The organism is Ruegeria sp. BHSC223, from assembly GCF_059613025.1.
Genome location: NZ_JBXWRR010000002.1, coordinates 37,783 through 58,743 on the forward strand (window position 1 = coordinate 37,783; position 20,961 = coordinate 58,743).

Here is a 20,961-nt window from a genome sequence, read left to right on the forward strand (position 1 = left end):
CCTCTGGCCGACAATTGACCCTCGGAGACCCAGATGAGCTTTGACGACCTGATCGACCGCCACGGAACCTTTTGCTCTAAATGGGACATGATGGAACCCATCTATGGCGTGCCCGCACAGGACGGTCTGGCCATGTGGGTCGCCGACATGGATTTCCGCGCGCCCGAACACGTGCTGGCCAAGCTGCGCGAGATGACGGACCATGGCATCCTGGGCTATGTAAACTATGACAAACCCTATACCGACGCGATCCGCTGGTGGATGCGCAGCCGCCACGACTGGGATGTGACGCCCGAGGCGATCTTTACCACCACCGGGCTGGTGAACGGTGTCGGCATGTGCCTTGACACCTATACCCAGCCGGGAGACGGGATCGTGCTGTTCACCCCGGTCTATCACGCCTTTGCCAAGGTGATCCGCAATGCGGGCCGGCAAGTGGTGGAATGCCAGATGGTCAACAATGACGGCCGGTACGAGATGGATTTCGCCGCCTATGACGCGCAAATGACCGGCAACGAGAGGATGGTGATCCTCTGCTCGCCGCACAATCCCGGCGGCCGGGTCTGGACGCAAGAGGAACTGCGCGCGGTGGCCGATTTCGCCAAGCGGCACGATCTGCTTCTTGTGTCGGACGAGATCCATCATGACCTAGTCTATCCGGGACACACCCATATCCCGATGCCCAACGCGGCGCCCGATATCGTCGACCGGCTGTTGATGCTCACTGCGCCGTCCAAGACGTTCAACATCGCGGGCCTGCATACCGGGCAGGTAATCATCCCCGACCCCGAACTGCGTGGACGTTTCGCCAAGCGGATGGCCGCGCTCTCGCTGGCACCGAACTCGACCGGGCAGATGGCGACACTGACCGCGTATTCTCCCGAAGGGGCGGAATGGGTTGATGGGCTGCTGGCCTATCTGGACGAGAACCGGCGCCTCTTCGAAAGCGCCATCTCGGCCATTCCCGGTTTGCGCGCGATGCCGCTCGAAGCGACCTATCTCGCCTGGGTGGATTTCTCGGGGACGGGCATGGACCGGGCCGAATTCACCGAGCGGGTCGAACAGCAGGCCAGGATCGCGGTAAATCACGGCACCAGCTTTGGTACCGGTGGCGAGAATTTTCTGCGCTTCAACCTTGGCACCCAGAGGGCGCGGATCGAAGAGGCGATCGACCGGCTCAACAGCGCCTTCGGCGATCTGCAATAGGTGTAGTGCAGGAGCGGGCTCAGCGAGAACGCCCGCAGGGGGCTATCCCTCGCCCAGCAACCCGACAGGCGCATCCACCGCGCGTTCGAAGTCGAGCGGCGCGCGGTCCTGTGCCAGGGTATGCCGCTTGAACTCATAGACCATCTCGCCGCGCTCGCCGCCCGAGGCCACGATCAGGCATTGATAGAGCAGGTTTGACCCCTCGTAGATATCGACCAGCCCGCGCAGTGGCGGCGTGCTTTCGGCTTCGACGGCAAACCCGTCGCGCCACAGCCGAAGTACAGTATAAAACATACCGATATGTTCCACCCGCAAGCGGCTCATCTTCTTCAATCCAGCGATCCGGGCCCGGGCCAGATCCTCGCCGACTTCTTTTGAAATATAGGTGCTCATAAAGCGTCTCCGTGCGAACCTCATCAGCCTGCCGCAGCATCCATTAAAATCAAGCAAAGATTTTCATGTTCGGTGCATGGCACCCGCGTGCTTTCCGCGGGGCCGCGCCGGATGTGCACCTGCGCAGGTCACGTGCGCGGCAACGGCGTGGTATCCCGCACCGCAGATCCTAGATGCTGATCAAAGCAGAAGGAGACTCCGATGGGCCTGCTGATCGACGGCATCTGGCATGACACCTGGTACGATACCAAATCCAGCGGCGGCGCCTTCCAGCGCTCGGCGGCGCAGTTCCGCAACTGGGTCACCCCCGATGGCGCCCCCGGACCATCCGGCAAAGGCGGCTTTGCCGCCGCATCGGGGCGCTACCACCTTTATGTCAGCTATGCCTGTCCCTGGGCGCACAGGACCCTGATCTTTCGCGAAATCAAGGGTTTGTCCACACATATCCCGGTTTCGGTCGTACATCCCGACATGTTGGACCAAGGCTGGACCTTTGCACCCGAGACAGAGGGCCGCACCGGTGACCGTCTGTATGGGCTGAACTATGCCCATCAGATCTATACCCGTGCCGACCCAGCCTATTCCGGACGCGTCACCGTGCCGATCCTGTGGGATACCGAACGCCGGACCATCGTTTCGAACGAAAGCGCCGAGATCATCCGCATGTTCAACTCGGCCTTCGATCACCTGACCGGAAACCACGAGGATTTTTGGCCGGAGAGCATCCGAGAAAAAATCGAGACGGTGAACGCGCGTATTTACGAAAACGTAAACAATGGCGTCTACAGATGCGGATTTTCCACGACTCAAGAGGCATATGACGCTGCGGTGCACCCACTGTTCGACACTCTGGACTGGTTGGAATCACGTCTTGCGAACAACCGTTACCTAATGGGTGACCAGGTAACCGAGGCCGATTGGCGCCTGTTCACCACGCTCATCCGCTTTGATCCGGTCTATCATCTGCATTTCAAATGCAACCGGCGGAGGCTGATCGATTATCCCAACCTCTGGGCCTATACACGGGAACTGTATCAATGGCCCGGTGTGGCTGGCACCGTCCATATGGATCACATCATCCGGCACTACCATTACAGCCACGACAGCATCAATCCGCACCGAATCGTTCCGATCGGACCCGAGCTCGACCATCTCGCGCCGCATGGACGCGATCAGCGCGCGGTGGCGTAGTGCTCGACCATCGCCGCCAGATCCTCGGGCGGCGTGTCGCCATGCACATAGGCGCAGGCGTTGGGACTGTGGGCAAAGATCGAACCGTCTGAAAAGAAGGTCGTGTTGGTAACGAAAATCACCCGCGCATCCGGGCGCCGGTAGCTGGCGAAATCCGCAACCGCCAGGGCGCTGCCCTGCTCAAGTACCAGGTCAAGAACGATGATCTCGAACTCAGCACGATAGAGCGCCAGGATCGCATCCTCTTGCGACGTCACCAACGTGACCTGCAGACCCTGGCGTTGCAGATGGCGTTGCCAGAGCGCACCAAGCTCTGGGTTACTTTCGACGATCAATACATGCATAACAGTTAACCCGGCACTTTTGTTTGAGTTCGTTTGCGGTGCCAGTCTCCCTTGGCTCCGTAATCTGATCAAATACTTTACAAATTGTTAACAGCGGCCGCCGCACCCGGGAAGCCGCGTTCCTCCCTTGAGCTTCGGGCGGAAATCCGCTTGATGCAAGTCGCGATGTCGGGGATGACAGGGACATGAACACGGGATTTGCCAATCCGTCCGCCAAGCCGGACGATCCGACCGATCCGCGCGCACGCCGTGACCATGGCGGCGGGCTGGACGGAGCGATGCGCCAATATGGTGGCGCGCGCGCCGACTGGATCGACCTGTCGACCGGCATCAACCCCCTGCCCTATCCAGTTGGGGCGCTGCTGCCCGAGGACTGGACGGCGCTGCCCGATCACGGTGCCTTTGCTGAGCTGACCCGCGCCGCGCGCGCGTTCTGGCACCTGCCCGACGCGGCGGCGATCCTTCCCGCGCCCGGCGCCTCGGCCCTGATCGCGCGCATTCCGGCGCTGGCAGAGCCCGCGCGGGTGCGGATCACCCGGCCCACCTATAACGAACATGCCGCCGCCTTTGCCGCCCATGGCTGGCAGGTGGTCGATGATGGCCCGGCCGAGGCACGGGTGATCGTGCATCCCAACAATCCCGACGGCCGCATCTGGACCGAGGCCGAGGCCGAAGGCGCGCTTTGCGTCATCGACGAGAGCTTTGGCGACGTGACACCCGAGACCTCGCTGGCGCATCTGGCCACGCGCCCGGGCACCGTGGTGCTGAAAAGCTTTGGCAAGTTCTGGGGGCTTGCCGGGCTGCGGCTCGGTTTTGCCGTCGCCCTGCCCGAAACCATCGCGCGCCTCAATGACCTGACTGGCCCCTGGGCGGTGTCGGGTCCGGCGCTGCGCATCGGGACAAGGGCGCTGAACGATCCTGCATGGGCCGAAGAGGCCCGGATCAGGCTGGCGCAGGAGGCCGCCCGGCTCGACACGCTGATGACCGCGCGCGGCGCCGAGCGTCTGGGCGGCACCGACCTGTTCCGCCTTTACCACGTCGATGATGCCGCCGCCTGGCAGGACCGCCTGGCCCAGGCCCGGATCTGGAGCCGCATCTTTCCCTATTCCGGCCATTTCCTGCGGCTGGGCCTTCCCCCCGCCGAAGGCTGGGGCCGGCTGGAGAGCGCATTATGAGCACCGCCCTGCTGCTCGGCTTTGCCATGCTGCTCGATGCCGCGCTGGGAGAGCCCGAATGGCTGTGGTCGCGCCTGCGCCATCCGGCGGTTCTGATCGGCGACATCATCTCGGTTCTGGATGACGAGTTGAACGAGGGCGGACATCGCCGGCTCAAAGGGGTGGCGGTGACCGCGATCCTGGCGGTGGGTGCCTTGTCGGTGGGTGCGCTGCTGTCGCTGCTGGGACCGGTGGCCGAGGTGCTGATCTGCGCCATCCTGCTGGCACAGAAATCGCTCGCCGGGCATGTGGCGGATGTGGCCGACGCGCTGCGCCTGTCGCTGCCCGAGGCCCGGCGCAGCGTCGCCCGCATCGTCTCGCGCGATACGGCCACCATGTCCGAACCGCAGGTGGCGCGCGCCGCCATCGAAAGCGCCGCAGAAAACCTCAGCGACGGGGTGATCGCGCCCGCCTTCTGGTTTCTGGTCGGTGGCCTGCCGGGCCTGCTGCTCTACAAGACGATCAACACCGCCGACAGCATGGTGGGCTATCTGAACGAGCGTTATGCGCAGTTCGGCTGGGCCGCTGCACGGCTGGATGATCTGCTCAACCTGATCCCGGCCCGACTGACCTGCAGCATGATCGTGCTCTTGTCCAATGGCTGGCGCCACTGGCGCGGCATCGTCGAGGACGCCCAGCGCCATATCTCGCCCAATGCCGGCTGGCCCGAGGCCGCCATGGCCCGCGCGCTCAACATCGCGCTGGCCGGGCCGCGCAGCTATCACGGCGAAATCCGGCATCTGGCCTGGGTAAACGAAGAGGGCCGCAAAGAAATCGGCCCGCGCGAGATCGAACGCGCGGTGACCCTGCTGTGGCAGGTCTGGGCGCTGGCCCTGGGTCTGACCTTGACGCTGGTGGCGCTGGCGGCGATCTTCTGATCGTATTCAAGGACCAAACCAACAGGACATCATGCGCATTCTTCCCCAGATCATGGCCGCTATTGTGCTGGCCTCTCCGGCGCTGGCGCAATGCGGCGGCAGTTTTTCGAGCTTTGTCGATGGTCTCAAAGCCGAGGCGGTTTCGATGGGCCATGACCCGGCGCTGGTCGACCGCTTCTTTCAGGGGGCGGCGCAGGACGCCAAGGTGCTCAGGGCCGACCGCGCACAGGGCGTGTTCCAGAAACCCTTTGTCGAGTTCTCGCGCCGTCTGATCTCGCAAAACCGGCTCGATACCGGCAAGGCGATGGGACGCAAATACGATGCGGTGTTCGACCGGATCGAAGCGGAATACGGCGTGTCGCGCGGCGTGCTTTTAGCGTTCTGGGCGTTCGAGACCGATTTCGGCGGCTATCAGGGCGATTTCAACACCCGCAACGCGCTGGTCACGCTGGCGCATGATTGCCGCCGGCCTGAACTGTTCCGGCCGCAGATCTTTGCCGCGATCGAACTTTTCGCGCATGGCGATTTCGACCCCGCCCGCACCACCGGCGCCTGGGCGGGCGAGATCGGCATGGTGCAGATGCTGCCGCGCGACATCCTGGAAAACGGCGTCGACGGCGATGGCGACGGGCATGTGACCCTCAAGACCTCGGCGCCGGATGCGCTGATGTCGGGTGCGCGGATGCTGTCGCATCTGGGCTGGCGCGCGGGCGAGCCCTGGCTGCAAGAGGTAACTGTGCCCGCGCAAATGGACTGGTCGCTGAGCGGGCCGGGCAAGCCGCGTTCAGCGGTGGAGTGGCAGGCGATGGGCGTGCGCCCGCGCGCCGGAACGCTGGCTGATCTGCCCGCCTCGCTGATCCTGCCGCAGGGTCACAAGGGGCCGGCCTTCCTCGCCTATCCCAATTTCGACGTCTATTTCGAATGGAACCAGAGCTTTGTCTATGTGCTGACGGCGGCCTATTTCGCAACACGGCTGGAGGGCGGTCAGGTCTATGACGCTGGCAACCCCGCGCCCGGGCTGGACGGTGCCGCCATGAAGGCGCTGCAACAGAAGTTGCAGGCGCGCGGCCATGATGTGGGCAAGATCGATGGCATCCTGGGCGCGGGCACACGCGCTGCGGTCCAGGCCGAGCAGGCGCGGCTGGGCCTGCCCGCCGATGCCTGGCCCACGGCGGAACTGCTTAGCCAATTGTAAGGGAGCGCCTTACTCTGGCCGGACCGGATACCGCTCGCCCGTTTCGGTGATCAGCAGCAGCCGGATGCCGTTCAGCACATAGAGGTCACAGCGGCCCAGACCGTTGCGGAAGCGGGTGCAGATGCTGCCATCCTCGGCGATGTGATAGGTGCCGAACGCGGTGCCGCCGCCATTGGCCGGGGAATAGGTATAGGAAAACGAGCCCCCCGCCGAATAGGTCGAGCGGCCATCGTCGTAGAAGGTCAGCGTGCGCCCGGCCAATGCCTCCAACTCGACTGCGTTCAGGGGGCGGTCGCCCTCTTTCAGGCGCCATTCGGTGGCCATCAGGGGTGTTGCGACAAGGGTGCAGGCAAGGGCAAGGCGCAGGATCATGAGCCAAACCTAACCCGGCTGCGTACCCGCCCCCAGTCACGTTGCGGTGAGGCGGATCAGGCGACCAGCGCCTCGGCCTTTTTCAGGTCGACCGAGACCAGCTGGCTGACGCCCTTTTCCTGCATGGTGACGCCAAACAGCCTGTCCATCCGCGCCATGGTCACCGCGTGGTGGGTGATGATCAGGAACCGTGTGTCGGTCTGGCGGCACATCTCGTCCAGCAGATCGCAGAACCGGGTCACGTTGGCATCGTCAAGCGGCGCGTCGACCTCGTCCAGCACGCAGATCGGCGCCGGGTTGGCCAGAAAGACCGCGAAGATCAGTGCCATCGCGGTCAGCGTCTGCTCGCCGCCCGACAAGAGAGACAGGGTCGACAGTTTCTTGCCCGGCGGCTGACACATGATTTCCAGCCCCGCATCCAGCGGGTCGTCGCTTTCGACCATGACCAGATTGGCCTCGCCGCCGCCAAACAGGTGGCGGAACAGCATGACAAAGTTCGAATTGACCTGTTCAAAGGCGGTAAGCAGCCGCTCGCGCCCCTCGCGGTTGAGGCTCGCGATACCGCTGCGCAGGGTCTTGACCGCCTCTTCCAGATCGCCCTTTTCCTTGGACAGCGAGTCGAACTCTTCCTGTACTTCGCGCGCGTCTTCTTCGGCGCGCAGGTTAACCGCGCCCATGGCGTCGCGTTGGCGCTTGTGGCGGTTGACCTCGGCTTCGAGCGTGTCGCTGTCGGGCATGGCGTCCGGCTCTACCGCCAACTTCGCCAACAGCTGGTTCGGGGTCAGTTGCTGTTCTTCGGCGATGCGTTCGGCGGCGGCCTGCATGGTCTCGCGGGCGGCCTCGGCCCGGGCCTCGGCAGCCGCACGTCCCTCGCGCGCCTCGGACGCCAGACGTGCCGCCTCGCGTTCGGCCAATGCCGCCTCGCGGTGTTTCGTCTCGCCCGCGGCAAGCCGATCCGCGGCCCCGGCCCTGCGGGCCTCGGCGGTTTCGGTCTGTTCCGCCAGGTCCTCGCGTGCCTCGGCGATTTCGCCGGGCACCTGCATCGCTTCGGTCAGCTCTTCCTCGGAGGCGGCCTTGCGCTCTTCCAGTTCGGCGATGCGCTTGCCCGCGGTTTCCAGCCGGTGGCGCCAGCCGCTGAGGTCCTTGGTGACCTCCTGTGCGCGCTTGGTGCGGGCCTCGCCTTCGCGGCGCACCTCGTCATGGGTCGAGCGGTGGGTCAGCATCGTGATCCTTGCCGCCTCGACCGCATGACGGATATCCTCGACCGAGGCGCGGGCAGTGTCAAGATTGCCCAGATCCGCCAGCCCCGCCTCGGCCTCGCGCAGCTGGGCGCGGGCGGCCATCGCGTCTTCCTTGTGTCGGGTGACGGCCAGGCCCAGCGTTTCCAGCCGCCCCTGGGCCAGGTTGCGCTCGGCCTCGGCCCGGCTTTGGGCGCGGGCGGCATCGGCCATGCGCTGATCGGCGGCACGGCGCGCCTCGCGCGCCTGACGGTCGGCCTCGGTCACTTCGCGCAGGCGTAGCGACAGGCGGTCATGGGCGGCGCGCGCGCCTTCGGCGCGGGCGCTGACCTGCGCCAGTTCCTGCTTCAGCGCTTCCAGCCGGTTGAGCTGTTCCAGCCGCATTGCCGCCGCGCTGGGGGCATCCTGCGCCCAGGCGCGGAACCCGTCCCAGCGCCACAGATCGCCTTCGAGACTGACCAGCCGCTGACCCGGCTTCAACGCCGCTTGCAGGCGGGCACCGGTGGCGGCATCGACCAGACCGATCTGCGCGATCCGGCGGCTCAGCCGGTCGGGACCGGACACATGCAGCGCCAGCGGCTCGGCGCCCTCGGGCAGAGGCTGGCCGTGGTCGTAATCGGGCAGGTCAAGCCAGCCCGACGGCCCCTCGCCCTCGACCAGCGGGGCGCGCAGGTCATCGGCCAGCGCCGCGCCCAGCGCCTTTTCATAGCCCGGCTCCACCCGCATCAGGTCGAGCACCTGACCACCCTCGGCGGTGTCGCGTTCGACCAGCTTGGCCAGCGCGCCGGTTTCGGCGCGGATGGCGCCCAGTTCGCCCTCGGCTTCGGAGAGCTGCGCGCGGGCCTCGGCCTCGCGCGCCTGTGTCTCGCCGCGCAGCTCGTCGGCGGCGGCCAGCGCCTCTTCGGCGGCCTCGGCGGCCTCGGCGGCCTCTTCGGCAGCACTCTCGGCGCCCTCATAGGCCTCGCCCGCGCGGTCCAGCGCCGCGTGGGCCTCTTCGACCGCGCCCCGGGCGCGGGTCTCCTCGGCCTCGGAGCGGGCCAGCGTCTTGCGGCTGTCCTCGACCAGACGCTGCGCCGACTGGTGGCGGGCGGCCAGCCGTGCCACATCCTCGGTCACCTGGCTCAGATGGTCCTCGCGCTCTTGCAGGACGGCGGCCGCCTCACGGGCCAGTTCCGCCGCCTCGGCCAGCCGGTCGGCATGGCCTGCGCCGGCCTTGGAGAGTTCGCGCGCCTCCCATTCCAGCCGTTCGATGGTGTCGCCCGCGTCGCGGTTCAGCCCGGTCTCGCGCTCGATATCGCGACCCAGTTGGGCGATGCGCGCTGTCAGAACCTCGATCTGCTGGCGGGCGCGCTGTTCCTGATCGTTGAGCGTGTCGCGCTGCACATGCATGCGCTGAAGCACGGCACCGGCGATCGCCTCTTCCTCGCGCAGCGCAGGCAGCGCCGCCTCGGTCTCGACGCGCAGCGCCTCGGCCTGACGCGCGGCCGCCTCGGCCCGCGAGGCATCGAGGGTACGGTGGCGCAGCACCTCTTCGGCCTTGGCGCGCGCCTCGTCGGCATCGCGCCAGCGACGATAGAGCAACTGACCCTCGGCCAGACGCAGCTGTTCGCCGATCTCGCGATAGCGCGCCGCCTGCCGGGCCTGACGCGCCAGTTGCGCTAGCTGGGTGCCCAGCTGTTCCAGCACGTCGTCAACGCGGGTCAGGTTGGTCTCGGTGCCTTTCAGCTTCAACTCGGCCTCGTGCCGCCGCTGGTAAAGGCCCGAAATCCCCGCCGCCTCTTCCAGGATACGGCGGCGCGAGGTGGGTTTGGCGTTGATCAGCTCGGCGATCTGGCCCTGCCGCACCAGCGCCGGGGAATGCGCTCCGGTCGAGGCATCGGCAAACAGGATCTGGATGTCACGGGCGCGCACATCCTTGCCATTGGCCTTGTAGGCGCTGCCCACGTCGCGGGTGATGCGGCGCACGATTTCCAGCTGGTCGGCATCGTTGAACCCCGAGGGCGCCAGCCGCTCGGAATTGTCCATGAGCAGCGTGACCTCGGCAAAATTGCGCGCCGGGCGCGAGGAGGCACCGGCAAAGATCACGTCCTCCATGCCGCCGCCGCGCATCGCCTTGGGACGGTTTTCACCCATCACCCAGCGCAGCGCCTCGAGCAGGTTGGACTTGCCGCAGCCATTGGGGCCCACAATACCGGTCAGCCCGTCCGCGATGATCAGATCGGTCGGGTCAACAAAGCTTTTAAAGCCGGTCAGTTTGAGCCTGTTGAAACGCAAGTGCGGGCGGCTTTCGGTGATTCCAGTGCTCAATCAGCCTGCCCGTGCCACTTGCCGCCTGTCAACGCCCACGCCCCATCATCTGGCGGATCAGGCCGAGTTATCCCCAATATATGGCGATTTCCGGCCCGTTTACCCCTAGTAAGGCGTACATTCGAAATCGGTATACTCGGTGTCGCCGCTGGTCCAGCTGTCCACCTCGAAACAGTCGAACCGCATCAACGCCGCAGGCTGCGCCCAGTTGGCCGGGCGCCCGTCGCAGCTGAGCACGCCGGTCGCCACCGCCTGATCGCCCAGCACGCCGACCACCCGGCAGCCCGAGACCTGCGCCATGGCAAAACCGGCCCGCTCGCGGATCGGGCCAAAGCGGGGGGCGTATTGCGGATTGACCCGGATCGCCTCGGCCAGATTGCCGCGCACCCGCACGTCGAACACGCTGCCGCCCACATCGACACGGGTCGCAGGCAGGCCCCGGAACTCGCGCCCGGGGCCGCCGCAACCGGCCAGCAACACGATGAGAGAGAGCAGGCGGAGCATGGCCGCACTCTGCATCATATCCGGTTAACAGATGGTTTCACCCGGCGCGCAGCAACTGCCCCAACCGGGCCATCCCCTCTTCGATCATCTCCTCAGAGGCGCAGGAGAAGCTGAGGCGCAGCGTATTGGCGCCCGAGCCATCGGCAAAGAACGCGCGCCCAGGCACAAAGGCCACCCGCACCGTGTCCAGCGACCGCGCCAGCAGCGCGGCGCCATCCATGCCCTGCGGCAGGGTGAGCCAGACGAACATGCCGCCCTCGGGGCGGGTCCAGTCGACGCCCTCGGGCATGTGCCGGGCCAGCGCCGCCAGCATGGCGTCGCGGCGGCTGCGATAGGTGGTACGCAGGCTGGCGACATGGCTGTCGAACAGGGTCTCGGCCACCCGGTGAATGGCGATCTGGTTGATGGTCGAGGAATGCAGGTCGGCGGCCTGTTTCATCAGCACCAACTGTCGGATCACCGCCTGCGGCGCCACCACCCACCCCACCCGAAGGCCGGGCGAAAGCGTCTTGGAAAACGACCCGCAATAGAGCGTCCGGCAGGCTTCGATCGAACCCTTGCGCGCGATCTCAAGCGCCAGGATCGGCGGCACCGGCGCACCATCATAGCGCAGCGCCTGATATGCCGCGTCCTCGATCACCGCACAGTCCAGCGTCTCGGCCAGGTCCAGCAGGCGCTCGCGTCCGGCCTCATCCACCGTCTCGCCTGTCGGGTTGGCGAAATCGGCCGAGAGATAGGCCATCTTGACCCGCCCGCCGGCGGCCTCGGCCGCGGTGCGGTAATCTTCGGGCGCACGGTTGGTGTTGACGTGCAGCCGGTCATAGACCGGCTCATAGGCGTTGAACGCCGCCAGCGCGCCCAGATAGGTGGGCCAGCCCACCAGCGCGGTATCGCCCGGCGACAGGAACAGCTTGCCCAGGTAATCGAGCGCCTGTTGCGAGCCCGAGGTGATCAGGATGTTGTCGGCGCCGCAGGGCACGCCCAGCGTGCCCATGTGATCGGCCAGCCAGCGGCGGAGCGGCAGGTACCCCTCGCTCACCGAGTATTGCAGCGCCTGCGCCTGATGCGCCGGCGTCAGCGCCTCGGCAAAGGCATCGGCAAAGGCCTCAGCCGGGAACAGCGCCGGGTCGGGAATGCCCCCGGCAAAGGACAGGATATCGGGTTGGTCGAGCAGTTTCAGCAGCTCGCGGATTTCCGAGGCCTTCAGCCGCCCCGCCCGCGTGGCAAAGATTTCTTCCAGACTCATGCTCCGGTCCTCCCTGTGATCAGGGTGAGACTAGAAAGCAGGAAATTTAAGTCAATAATTCTGACCAATGTTACAGAGGACGTGAACGCGCCCTGTTGCGTCCCGCCGCGCCCGGTCATATGTTTTGACCACATTCAGAGGCCCCGCCCGCATATGCCATTCCAGAAAGTCCAACCCGAAAAACTGTCGACCTCGGTCGTGCGCCAGATCGAGATGCTGATCCTGCAAGGCATCCTGCGACCAGGCGAACGGCTGCCCGCCGAACGTGACCTGGCCGAGCGGTTGGGCGTGTCGCGCCCATCGCTGCGCGACGCGGTGGCCGAATTGCAGGAACAGGGTCTGCTGGTGTCGCGGGCGGGTTCGGGCATCTTTGTGGCCGAGGTTCTGGGCAATGCCTTCTCGCCCGCGCTGACCCGACTGTTCGCCTCGCATGAAGAGGCGATGTTCGATTATCTCTCGTTCCGCCGCGATATCGAAGGGCTGGCGGCCGAACGCGCGGCGCGGCTGGGCTCGGAAAGCGACCTCAAGGTGATTCAGGCAATCTTTGACAAGATGGTCGAGGCGCATAAGCGCGGCAAGAGCGAGGACGAGGCCCGACTGGATGCCGAGTTTCACATGGCGATCATCGAAGCCAGCCACAACGTGGTGATGCTGCACATGCTGCGCTCGATGTTCGACCTGCTGCGGCAGGGCGTGTTCTATAACCGCAAGATCATGTTCCACCAGCGCACCACGCGCGAGGCGATCCTGGACCAGCATCGCGCCATCAACGCCGCGCTTCAGGAACGTGACCCGGCCGGCGCCCGCGCTGCCGTGTCCGACCATCTGAGCTATGTCGAGCAATGTCTGGCCGATCAGGAAAAGGCCGAACGCAACGAGGCCATCGCCCGGCAGCGGTTGGAGCATGAGGCCGGGCGTAGCTGAACTGCGCCCGGGCAACTACCCTGACGACATCTTTGGAATCGAAAAACCCGACCATCGGCCGGGTTTTCCAGATCGGTACATGCTGTTGACGTCAGTGCAGCTTGGCACCCGCGTCGGCAATGCCGGCATCGATCAGCTTGTTGGCCTCGGTCGCGGTCATGCTGCTGGCGATCACGTCGCCGGCGGCGGCAACCGCGATTGCGATGGCCCGGTCGCGCACGTCCTTGACCGCTGCCGCCTCGGCCGAGGCGATCTGGTCCTGGGCGGCGGCCAGACGGCGGGCGATCGACGCCTGCAGATCCACCTTGGCCTGCTCCGCAGCACGCTGTGCCTCGTCCTTGGCCGCAGCCACGATGGCATCGGCCTGACCCTGCATTTCCTTCTGCTTGCGCTCGAATGAGGCCAGGAGGCTTTGCGCTTCTTCACGCAGCTTGCGGGCTTCGTCCAGGTCCGACTGGATGCCTTCGGCACGCTTGTCCAGCGCCCCGCCGATCATCGACGGCACCTTGAAATAGAACAGGACCGCGACAAAGACGAGGAACGCGATGGTCACCACGAAGTCGGTGTTCTTCAGCGAGAAGAACGGGCCGCTCGCGGCAAGGGCCGGGCTGGCCACGCCAGCGATCAGGACAAGGCTCAGGACAGGGGCGAGAATGTTACGCATGTCTCTTATCCTTTCATCCGCTGCTCGACGGCACCGGCAACAGAGGCCGCGTCGGCCTTGCCACCCAGCGCATCGACCAGCGCCTCGGCAGTATCCTTGGCAACCGCTTCGATGCTTTCCAGCGCACCGGCACGGATACCGGCAATCACCTTCTCCGATTCAGCGGCCTTGGCGGCAATCTCGGCATCGGCCTTGGCGATGGCGTCGTTCAGGCCAGCCTGAATTTCGGCACGGGCCTCGGCGGCGATACGCTGCGCCTCGGCGCGGGCATCGGCAAGCGCCTTGGTATAGGCTTCTTCCGCTGCGGCGGCCTTGGCTTTCAGGTCTTCGGCAGCGGCGAGGTCGTTTGTGATGGTCCCCTGACGCTCGGCCAGGATTGCCGCGATACGCGGCAGGGCCACGCGCGACAGGACCAGAAAGACGACGACCAGCGTGATGACAAGCCAGAAGATCTGGTTCGGGAACCAGTCGAAACACAGCTGCGGCATGCCGATGGCAGAGCCATGGGAATCGACGCAGGTGCTGACAGCTCCGGTTGTTTCAGTCGCCATGTTGTCCTCCGTCGGAACGTTGTCTTTACAACAGGTGGGCCGCTATGGCCTGGGCCCACCTGCGCGTAAGGATCAGGTTCCGCGAATTAGACGGCGAACATCAGCAGCAGAGCGACGAGGAACGCGAAGATCCCCAGGGCTTCTGCGAATGCGATGCCGATGAACAGGGTCGCGGTTTGCGACGCGGCGGCCGAGGGGTTGCGCAGGGCGCCGGCCAGGAAGTTGCCGGCCACGTTGCCCACACCGATTGCGGCTGCGCCGGAACCGATTGCTGCCAGGCCTGCGCCGATATGTGCGAGATCGCCTTCCATGATGTGTCTCCTTACGATTGGAAGTTGAATGTCAGGGTGTTGGATACACAGGGCGGGCACGGGCCCGCCGCTGAGATTAGTGATGCGGGTGCAGCGCGTCCTTGAGGTAGACGCAGGTCAGGATGGTGAACACGTAAGCCTGGATAAAGGCCACCAGCACCTCGAGACCGTACATGGCGGTGATCGCCAGAACCGAAACCGGGCTGATCGCGGCGATGGCGGCAAAGCCTGCGAAGACCTTGATCACCGCGTGGCCTGCCATGACGTTACCGGCAAGACGGATGGAGTGGCTGACCGGACGCACGAAGTAGGAAATCAGTTCGATGATCGCCAGGATGGGACGCAGGGCCAGCGGCGCGCTCGACACCCAGAACAGGCTCAGGAACCCGGCGCCGTTCTTGACGAAGCCCAGGATGGTCACGGTCAGGAAAACCGCCAGCGCCAGTACCATGGTCACCGCGAAATGCGAGGTGGTGGTGAACGACTTGGGCAGCAGGCCCAGGAAGTTTGCGGTGACGATGAACATGAACAGGGTCATGACATAGGGGAAGTATTTCACCCCGTCCTTGCCGCAGATGTCCTCGACCATCTTGTAGATGAAGCCATAGGCGAGTTCCGCGATCGACTGCATGCGGCCCGGCACGATGGCGCGTTTCGAGGTGCTCAGCACCAGCAGGCCGATGATCGCCAGCACCGCCAGACCCATCCACAGGGTCGAGTTGGTGATGGTGAACATGCCCACCGCGCCGTCGCCGAACAGCGGCTTGACGATGAACTGATCCATCGGGTGGAAGACCAGGCTACCACCCTCTGCCGCGTGTTCTGCTGCCTTGTCTGCGGCGTGTGCTTCGCTTGCCACGTCTAGTCCCTCTCGTCTCTCTCGGCCGTTGCCTTTGCGGCTTCGGCCTCTGTCTTCGCCTGGATTTCGCGCGCGCTGCGGAGCATGACATTCACCCCGGCGGCAAGACCCAGTAATGTGAACAGCACCAGGAAGATCGGGATCGTCCCGAACAGGCTGTCCAGCCCGTACCCGATGCCAAATCCGATCCCCAGACCGGAAACCATCTCGATCACCATCCGCCAGGCCAATTCGCCCTGGGCATGGCTTGCATCCGCGCGTTTGGTGCCGGTTTCGCGGGCCTTCTTGGCCGCTTCGATCCGCGCCTCAAGCTGCGTCAGCCGCTGCTTTTGGTCGTCTTCGGTCACGGGTGGCACCCCTACGCAGTCTTGGGCATGTGCTAAGGGGGCCGGGGCACAGAGTCAACGCCTCTGTCACCCCAGCAAACCTGCGCCCAACACATTGAAATAAAAAGATATTTATTACATTTCAAAACGGGGTGCAAATGCGCCGCAGGCAGGTCCGGGGTCAAAACCGCCAGAAATGCATATTCAACCAAACGGTTGACGATCCAGCCGGCATATGGTTCTGCCAGTTCATGTCAGACCCGCTCGACGATGTCTTTTCGGCGCTTGCCGACCCTACAAGGCGCGCGATCCTCGCGATGCTGCTCGAGGATGACATGGCCGTGACCGATGTGGCCGAACCGTTCGAGATGTCGCTTGCGGCCATCTCGAAACATCTGGTGATCCTCACCCGTGCCGGGCTGATCACGCAAGAGAAACGCGGCCGGGTGAAATGGTGCAAGCTGGAACCCGACGCGCTGCGGCAGGCCTCGGTCTGGATGCAGGGGTTCGGTCAGTTCGAGCCGGTCAATCTGGATGCGTTCGAACGCTTTCTTGCAACGGAACTGGGCGAAGACGCCCAACCGGGCGGATGAGCCGCCCGACTATCCCCGCCGCGCCGGTGTTTCCAACAGCATGACCAGCGCCACCACCGTCATGGCGATCCCCACCAGAACCAGCCCGCCCGGCGCACCATTGCCCAGTGCGATCTCCCAGCAGATCACCCAGGTTGGCGTCAGATAGGTATAGGCCATCACCTTGGCCGAGGGCAGCCGCAGGGTGGCGAATTGCAGCAGCACAAATGTCATCGCGCTGGCGCAGATCGACACATACAGGAGCCCGATCCAGACGATGGGCGGCAGCGCCGCCCAATCCGTCGCCCGCAGGTCTTCCCAGCCATAAAGGGTCAGCAGCAGACAGCCCGCCACCAGCATGCCCAGCGTGAACACCACCGCGGGCTCTCCCCGGTTCAGCCGCCGCACCATCGGCGTATAGATCGCATGCGCCACGCAGCCCCAGAAATAGACGATCTCTCCCTGTCCGATCTGAAACGCCCGGAGAGCGGCCCAGTCGGCGCGAAAGATCACCCACAGCGCGCCCCCTGCCCCGATCGCCAGCGCCAGTGCCATGCGCGACGTGGTCACCTGCCGCAGCAGCAGCCAGCCCGCAACCGCCGACAGAACCGGGGTCAGGGTGAATACAGCCGCCGCGCTGACCGGTGGCGCCGTCTTCAGCCCCTCGAACATCAGAACGAAATAGGCGGCGAACAGCCCGCCCAGCAGCGCATAGCGCCACGGCGCCCGCAGCGCCGTGCGCGGAATGCCGGTGGTCGCCGCCGCCGCGATGCCAATCACCACCGCGGCAATCCCGAACCGCACCGCGTTCAGCGCCGCCGGAGCGATCTCGTTGGCCACCATCGAACCAAGCGAGAAGCTGCCCGCCACCAGCGCCGAAAAGCAGAGCATCGCCAGATGACCCCGCCCCTCGGGACTCAGACCTCCCATTCGCGCGCAGCCTGCTTGAGGAACTTCAGAAAGCTCTGCACCTTGGGCGTGCGGTGCAGGTCGACATGGGTCACCAGCCACAGCTTGCCCGCCCATTCCTCTTCTGCCGGGAGCATCTCGATCAGATCCGGGTCGCGCGCGGCGGCCCAGCGCGAGACAAAGCCGATCCCTGCCCCCGCCCGCACCGCGTGCCCGGCGGAATAGGTATCGGAACAACGAAACGAGATCGCCTCGGGCGGCACGTTCTGACGCAGCCAGATATAGAAAGGGGCCCGGCTGTTTTCGTCATCGCTGCCGACATACTCGTGGTTTTTCAGGTCTTCGGGCCCCTTGAGCATCCCGCGCCGCGCCACATAACCCCGGCTGGCATAAAGCCCCACCTCCTGATCGATAAAAGGCTGCACCACGTTGTCGGGCTGGTCGGGCACCCGTCCGGCCCGGATCGCCACATGCGCCTCGCCATATTCCAGCCGGAACAGGCGCGCGCCGGTCAGATATCGCACGATCAGGCCGGGATGCTTGCGCTGGAACGCCCCCAGCACCGGTACCACCAGCGGCGCCAGCGATTCCAATGAGGTTACAACCAGCTCGCCCGAGACATCGTCGCCCACGCCCTTGAGCCGCCCGACCAGCTGGCTGAACTGGTCATCGGTCGCCTGCGCCACCCTGAGCAGGTCCAGACCCGCCTCGGTCGGGGTATAGCCGCGCGCGTGGCGCTGGAACAGCTTGACGCCCAGCCGCGCCTCGATCGCGTCGATATGGCGGATCACGGTGGCATGATGCACACCCAGCACCTCGGCGGCGCCACTGACGGTTCCCATGCGTGCCACCTGATAGGCGGTCCGCACCTCATCCCAATTCTCCATGCGGCTTAGGGCCTCAAACTGTGCAGATTTCAACAATTACCGACAGTTTTCCTGCGCTACGTTCACCTCTGCAACACAAATCTTCCGTCAGAGGGTTTGTTCTGGCAATTTCGCGCCTTCCGCAGGACGCTGCACCAGACCCCACCAACCCGGAGGCCCCATGAAGAAGATCGGCATACTCGGCGGCGTCGGCTGGCCCTCGACCATAGACTATTACCGGGCCATCGCGCAGGGGGCGGGGCGCTTCTTTGCCGCGCGCGGCCATGGAACGCCGCTGCCAATCCCCCCGATGACGATCGAATCCGTCACCCAGGCGCAGACCCGCGCCCTGCGTGGCCGCCCGGGGGAGGAGGCCAGCTGGTCCGGCTTCGACGCGGTCTTCCGCAACGCTCTGCTGACCCTTCAGGGGGCGGGTTGCGATTTCGCGGTGATCGCCTCGAACACGCCGCATGCGCGGCTGCATGCGATCCGCCGGGGGGTCGACATGCCGGTCCTGTCGATCTTTGACGCCACCGCACGCGCCACAGCCGAAACCGGCAGCGCCCGGGCCCTGGTTCTGGGCACTGCCGTCACCATGCAGGCCCGCGACTACGCCAACGCACTGGCCCCCGCCGGGGTCATGGCGAATCCTCCCCTGTCCCCGGAGGACATCGCCGAAATGCAGGCGTTGATCGACGAAGACCTCTACGCGGGCGTCTCGGAAAACGCGCGCCCGCGCCTGCTGGCCTTTTGCGACCGCCACGCCGAACCGGGCACCGCGATCCTGCTGGCCTGTACCGAACTGCCACTGGCCTTTCCCGACCATGTGGACGACATCACCTTTCGCGCCGGCGGGCATCTCTTCGTCAACCCCTCGGCGGCCCATGTCGCCGCCGCCCTCGACATGGCGCTGGCGGACGAGGTCTGACCCCCTGCTTCTTTCTAGTTGAAAATACTCGCGCCGCAGGCACGCGCCGTCAGGCGCGTTCGGCCCCGTCCAGCCAGGTCACCGCGCACCCGATGCGGTCGAGAAACACCATCAGGTCCGCGCGCGCCATCGCCACCGTGCGATCATTGACCAGCGGATGCATATAGACCACCTCGGCCTCGCGCACCGCCGCATCCATGATCAGCCTGACCCCCTGCCCAACCCCGTTGATCATCGCCAGCGGGCTGACCGCACCCGGCCGGATACCCAGATTCTGCAACAGCCGGTCCGCCGAGCCAAAGGACAGGTTGCCCGCGCCCAAAACCGCGCCCAGCGCCTTCAGGTCGATCTCACGGTCCTGCTCCAGCGTCACCAGATAGTTGCGCTTCTTCTTGTCGCGCAGGTACAGGTTCTTGATCCGGAACGCCCGTTCCCCGGGCCGGGTCAGCTCTCCCTCGACCGCCTTGGCGTCTTCGACCGTTCTGAGCGGCACATGGGTAAACAGTCGATAGGCCAGCCCCCAGTCGTCAAGCTGGCCAAGCAGCGCGTCCGAGGAAACGGGCAATGTATCCTGATAGGCCGAAGAGGCGTCCATGGTCGGGTTCCCTGACAAGTCATTCCACCCCTCTTGCCGCGATCACCGCCCCATCGCAACCCATGGCGCGACCAGTTCACCGCGCGTTGCGTCGTTCGCCCACCAATGACCTCAATGAGGAAAGAATTCCACAATCAAGATAGAAGTGCAAAAAACATTGTTTGTTTGCAAACAAACAACCCTGAAGATAAAGTCACAAAGTTCCGGAACAAGGCCCACTTTCGGGAAATTATCCCATCACCCCCTATGGCCAGCGGCGTCAAATACCCCTATTTCAACGCCACCCCCTCGCAACTGGCAGGACCTATCGCCCCGTGTTCGACCTTCCCGCAATGCGTGCCGGCCTCGCCGACAAGTATGACCTTGCTCCTTCGCCCACACTTGCCGCCGAGATGAGCGCGGAATACGCCCGAATGGCGCGGGTGGTCACCCCCGCCGACTGGGCCATCCACGCGCCCTATGTCCGCGCCATCAACCAGCTCAAGGCCGAACGCGGCGCCGTGATCCTGGGCCACAACTACATGACGCCCGAGATTTATCACGGCATTTCCGATTTCGTCGGCGACAGCCTGCAACTGGCAATCGAGGCCACCCGCACCGATGCCGATGTGATCGTGCAATGCGGCGTGCATTTCATGGCCGAGACGTCGAAGATCCTCAGCCCCGACAAGACCGTGCTGATGCCCGATATGGGGGCGGGCTGTTCGCTGGCCGAAAGCATCACCGCCGAGGGCATCGCCCAGATGCGGGCGAAATATCCCGGCGCGCCGGTTGTGTCCTATGTGAACACCACCGCCGAGGTAAAGGCCGCCTCGGACATCTGCTGCACCTCCTCCAACGCCGCCCAGATCGTGGCCGCCATGCCCGAGCACACGATCATCATGACCCCCGACCAGTATCTGGCCCAGAACGTGGCCGCCCAGGTACCGCAAAAGAACGTGGTCTGGTGGGAGGGGTCCTGCATCGTGCACGAGCAGTACAGTGCCCGCGACCTGCGCGACTTCCGCGAATGGAACCCGGGCACCCGGCTGATCGCCCATCCCGAATGCCCCCCCGATGTGGTGGCCGAGGCCGATTTCTCGGGCTCGACCAGCGGCATCATCGACTATGTCACGCGGGAGAAGCCGGAAAAGGCGCTGCTGATCACCGAATGCTCGATGGCCTCGAACATCGCCGATGCCCTGCCCGAGGTCGACTTCGTCGGTCCCTGCAATTTGTGCCCCTATATGAAGAAGATCACGCTGGAAAAGGTGCTTTATGCGCTTGACACCATGACCGGTCAGGTCGAGGTCGACCCAACCGTCGCCCAGCGGGCGCGGCTGGCGGTGCAGCGGATGATCGACCTCAGCCGGCAACTGGGGGTCTGAG

The 20,961-nt window shown here is 65.0% G+C and carries 23 protein-coding genes; 9 read left to right on the forward strand and 14 right to left on the reverse strand.

The annotated features are described in order from the left end of the window. Nucleotides 1–33: 33 nt before the first annotated feature. On the forward strand, nucleotides 34–1,206 hold the full coding sequence (locus AC2FNY_RS04160) for a MalY/PatB family protein (RefSeq protein WP_496801722.1): 1,173 nt from the start codon (nucleotides 34–36) through the stop codon (nucleotides 1,204–1,206). A 42-nt stretch (nucleotides 1,207–1,248) separates the two neighbouring features. Here the strand turns inward: AC2FNY_RS04160 and AC2FNY_RS04165 are convergent, their stop codons facing one another. After that, on the reverse strand, nucleotides 1,249–1,599 hold the full coding sequence (locus AC2FNY_RS04165; RefSeq protein WP_234165822.1) for a hypothetical protein: 351 nt from the start codon (nucleotides 1,597–1,599) through the stop codon (nucleotides 1,249–1,251). Nucleotides 1,600–1,800: 201 nt separating this feature from the next. On the opposite strand from AC2FNY_RS04165, the gene AC2FNY_RS04170 reads away from it, so the two are divergent. Next, nucleotides 1,801–2,790 (forward strand): glutathione S-transferase family protein, encoded by a 990-nt coding sequence (locus tag AC2FNY_RS04170; protein WP_234165821.1) that lies wholly within the window; start codon nucleotides 1,801–1,803, stop codon nucleotides 2,788–2,790. On the opposite strand, the gene AC2FNY_RS04175 is transcribed toward AC2FNY_RS04170, so the two are convergent. Beyond that, on the reverse strand, nucleotides 2,772–3,134 hold the full coding sequence (locus AC2FNY_RS04175) for a response regulator (RefSeq protein WP_234165820.1): 363 nt from the start codon (nucleotides 3,132–3,134) through the stop codon (nucleotides 2,772–2,774). The genes AC2FNY_RS04170 and AC2FNY_RS04175 overlap by 19 nt on opposite strands. Before the next feature lie 185 nt (nucleotides 3,135–3,319). On the opposite strand from AC2FNY_RS04175, the gene cobD reads away from it, so the two are divergent. From cobD to AC2FNY_RS04190, 3 genes are read left to right on the forward strand one after another with little or no spacing between them, the layout of a single operon-like run. Further along, nucleotides 3,320–4,309 (forward strand): threonine-phosphate decarboxylase CobD, encoded by a 990-nt coding sequence (gene cobD / locus AC2FNY_RS04180; protein ID WP_496801723.1) that lies wholly within the window; start codon nucleotides 3,320–3,322, stop codon nucleotides 4,307–4,309. Then, the gene (gene cbiB, locus AC2FNY_RS04185) at nucleotides 4,306–5,226 is read left to right on the forward strand and encodes an adenosylcobinamide-phosphate synthase CbiB (RefSeq protein ID WP_496801724.1); all 921 of its coding nucleotides are present in this window, start codon (nucleotides 4,306–4,308) and stop codon (nucleotides 5,224–5,226) included. Before cobD ends, cbiB begins: the two co-directional genes overlap by 4 nt. A 31-nt stretch (nucleotides 5,227–5,257) precedes the next feature. Further along, on the forward strand, nucleotides 5,258–6,421 hold the full coding sequence (locus AC2FNY_RS04190; RefSeq protein ID WP_496801725.1) for a lytic murein transglycosylase: 1,164 nt from the start codon (nucleotides 5,258–5,260) through the stop codon (nucleotides 6,419–6,421). Between the two features lie 9 nt (nucleotides 6,422–6,430). On the opposite strand, the gene AC2FNY_RS04195 is transcribed toward AC2FNY_RS04190, so the two are convergent. The 4 genes from AC2FNY_RS04195 to AC2FNY_RS04210 form a co-directional block, all read right to left on the reverse strand. Continuing rightward, nucleotides 6,431–6,793: a hypothetical protein gene (locus AC2FNY_RS04195; protein WP_496801726.1), complete on the reverse strand. Its 363-nt coding sequence runs from the start codon at nucleotides 6,791–6,793 to the stop codon at nucleotides 6,431–6,433. A 56-nt stretch (nucleotides 6,794–6,849) separates the two neighbouring features. Beyond that, nucleotides 6,850–10,305, reverse strand: coding sequence for a chromosome segregation SMC family protein (locus AC2FNY_RS04200; protein WP_496802099.1), 3,456 nt, complete (start codon nucleotides 10,303–10,305; stop codon nucleotides 6,850–6,852). Nucleotides 10,306–10,443: 138 nt separating this feature from the next. Next, on the reverse strand, nucleotides 10,444–10,842 hold the full coding sequence (locus AC2FNY_RS04205; RefSeq protein WP_234139865.1) for a hypothetical protein: 399 nt from the start codon (nucleotides 10,840–10,842) through the stop codon (nucleotides 10,444–10,446). Nucleotides 10,843–10,879: 37 nt separating this feature from the next. Then, nucleotides 10,880–12,088: an aminotransferase-like domain-containing protein gene (locus AC2FNY_RS04210; RefSeq protein WP_496801727.1), complete on the reverse strand. Its 1,209-nt coding sequence runs from the start codon at nucleotides 12,086–12,088 to the stop codon at nucleotides 10,880–10,882. Nucleotides 12,089–12,241: 153 nt separating this feature from the next. Between AC2FNY_RS04210 and AC2FNY_RS04215 the strand changes: the two genes are divergently transcribed. After that, nucleotides 12,242–13,012 carry a FadR/GntR family transcriptional regulator gene (locus AC2FNY_RS04215; protein ID WP_234139867.1) on the forward strand — a complete coding sequence of 257 codons (771 nt, stop codon included), beginning with the start codon at nucleotides 12,242–12,244 and terminating at the stop codon, nucleotides 13,010–13,012. Between the two features lie 91 nt (nucleotides 13,013–13,103). On the opposite strand, the gene AC2FNY_RS04220 is transcribed toward AC2FNY_RS04215, so the two are convergent. The 5 genes from AC2FNY_RS04220 to AC2FNY_RS04240 all read right to left on the reverse strand — a co-directional run bounded on the left by AC2FNY_RS04220 (nucleotide 13,104) and on the right by AC2FNY_RS04240 (nucleotide 15,744). After that, nucleotides 13,104–13,676, reverse strand: a complete 573-nt coding sequence (locus AC2FNY_RS04220; protein ID WP_234139868.1) for a F0F1 ATP synthase subunit B — start codon at nucleotides 13,674–13,676, stop codon at nucleotides 13,104–13,106. 5 nt (nucleotides 13,677–13,681) lie between these two features. Next, nucleotides 13,682–14,227, reverse strand: coding sequence for a F0F1 ATP synthase subunit B' (locus tag AC2FNY_RS04225; RefSeq protein ID WP_496801728.1), 546 nt, complete (start codon nucleotides 14,225–14,227; stop codon nucleotides 13,682–13,684). 86 nt (nucleotides 14,228–14,313) lie between these two features. Then, nucleotides 14,314–14,538 carry a F0F1 ATP synthase subunit C gene (locus tag AC2FNY_RS04230; protein WP_011048925.1) on the reverse strand — a complete coding sequence of 75 codons (225 nt, stop codon included), beginning with the start codon at nucleotides 14,536–14,538 and terminating at the stop codon, nucleotides 14,314–14,316. Between the two features lie 76 nt (nucleotides 14,539–14,614). Then, nucleotides 14,615–15,322: a F0F1 ATP synthase subunit A gene (locus AC2FNY_RS04235; protein WP_235776025.1), complete on the reverse strand. Its 708-nt coding sequence runs from the start codon at nucleotides 15,320–15,322 to the stop codon at nucleotides 14,615–14,617. A 77-nt stretch (nucleotides 15,323–15,399) separates the two neighbouring features. Continuing rightward, on the reverse strand, nucleotides 15,400–15,744 hold the full coding sequence (locus AC2FNY_RS04240; protein ID WP_234139871.1) for an AtpZ/AtpI family protein: 345 nt from the start codon (nucleotides 15,742–15,744) through the stop codon (nucleotides 15,400–15,402). A 230-nt stretch (nucleotides 15,745–15,974) separates the two neighbouring features. On the opposite strand from AC2FNY_RS04240, the gene AC2FNY_RS04245 reads away from it, so the two are divergent. Then, nucleotides 15,975–16,316, forward strand: a complete 342-nt coding sequence (locus AC2FNY_RS04245) for an ArsR/SmtB family transcription factor (RefSeq protein WP_234165814.1) — start codon at nucleotides 15,975–15,977, stop codon at nucleotides 16,314–16,316. 9 nt (nucleotides 16,317–16,325) lie between these two features. Here AC2FNY_RS04245 and AC2FNY_RS04250 read toward each other — a convergent pair whose 3' ends face one another. Together AC2FNY_RS04250 and AC2FNY_RS04255 are read right to left on the reverse strand one after the other, a co-directional pair. Then, nucleotides 16,326–17,225, reverse strand: a complete 900-nt coding sequence (locus tag AC2FNY_RS04250) for a DMT family transporter (protein WP_234176570.1) — start codon at nucleotides 17,223–17,225, stop codon at nucleotides 16,326–16,328. After that, the gene (locus tag AC2FNY_RS04255) at nucleotides 17,213–18,091 is read right to left on the reverse strand and encodes a LysR family transcriptional regulator (protein WP_496801729.1); all 879 of its coding nucleotides are present in this window, start codon (nucleotides 18,089–18,091) and stop codon (nucleotides 17,213–17,215) included. The genes AC2FNY_RS04250 and AC2FNY_RS04255 overlap by 13 nt, the downstream gene beginning before the upstream one ends. A gap of 160 nt (nucleotides 18,092–18,251) precedes the next feature. Here AC2FNY_RS04255 and AC2FNY_RS04260 point away from each other — a divergent pair, with 160 nt between their 5' ends. Further along, nucleotides 18,252–18,998 (forward strand): aspartate/glutamate racemase family protein, encoded by a 747-nt coding sequence (locus tag AC2FNY_RS04260; RefSeq protein WP_496801730.1) that lies wholly within the window; start codon nucleotides 18,252–18,254, stop codon nucleotides 18,996–18,998. A gap of 49 nt (nucleotides 18,999–19,047) precedes the next feature. On the opposite strand, the gene AC2FNY_RS04265 is transcribed toward AC2FNY_RS04260, so the two are convergent. After that, the gene (locus tag AC2FNY_RS04265) at nucleotides 19,048–19,593 is read right to left on the reverse strand and encodes a prolyl-tRNA synthetase associated domain-containing protein (RefSeq protein ID WP_496801731.1); all 546 of its coding nucleotides are present in this window, start codon (nucleotides 19,591–19,593) and stop codon (nucleotides 19,048–19,050) included. 314 nt (nucleotides 19,594–19,907) lie between these two features. Here AC2FNY_RS04265 and nadA point away from each other — a divergent pair, with 314 nt between their 5' ends. Next, nucleotides 19,908–20,960, forward strand: coding sequence for a quinolinate synthase NadA (nadA, locus tag AC2FNY_RS04270; RefSeq protein WP_496801732.1), 1,053 nt, complete (start codon nucleotides 19,908–19,910; stop codon nucleotides 20,958–20,960). The last annotated feature ends 1 nt before the right edge of the window (nucleotide 20,961 follow it).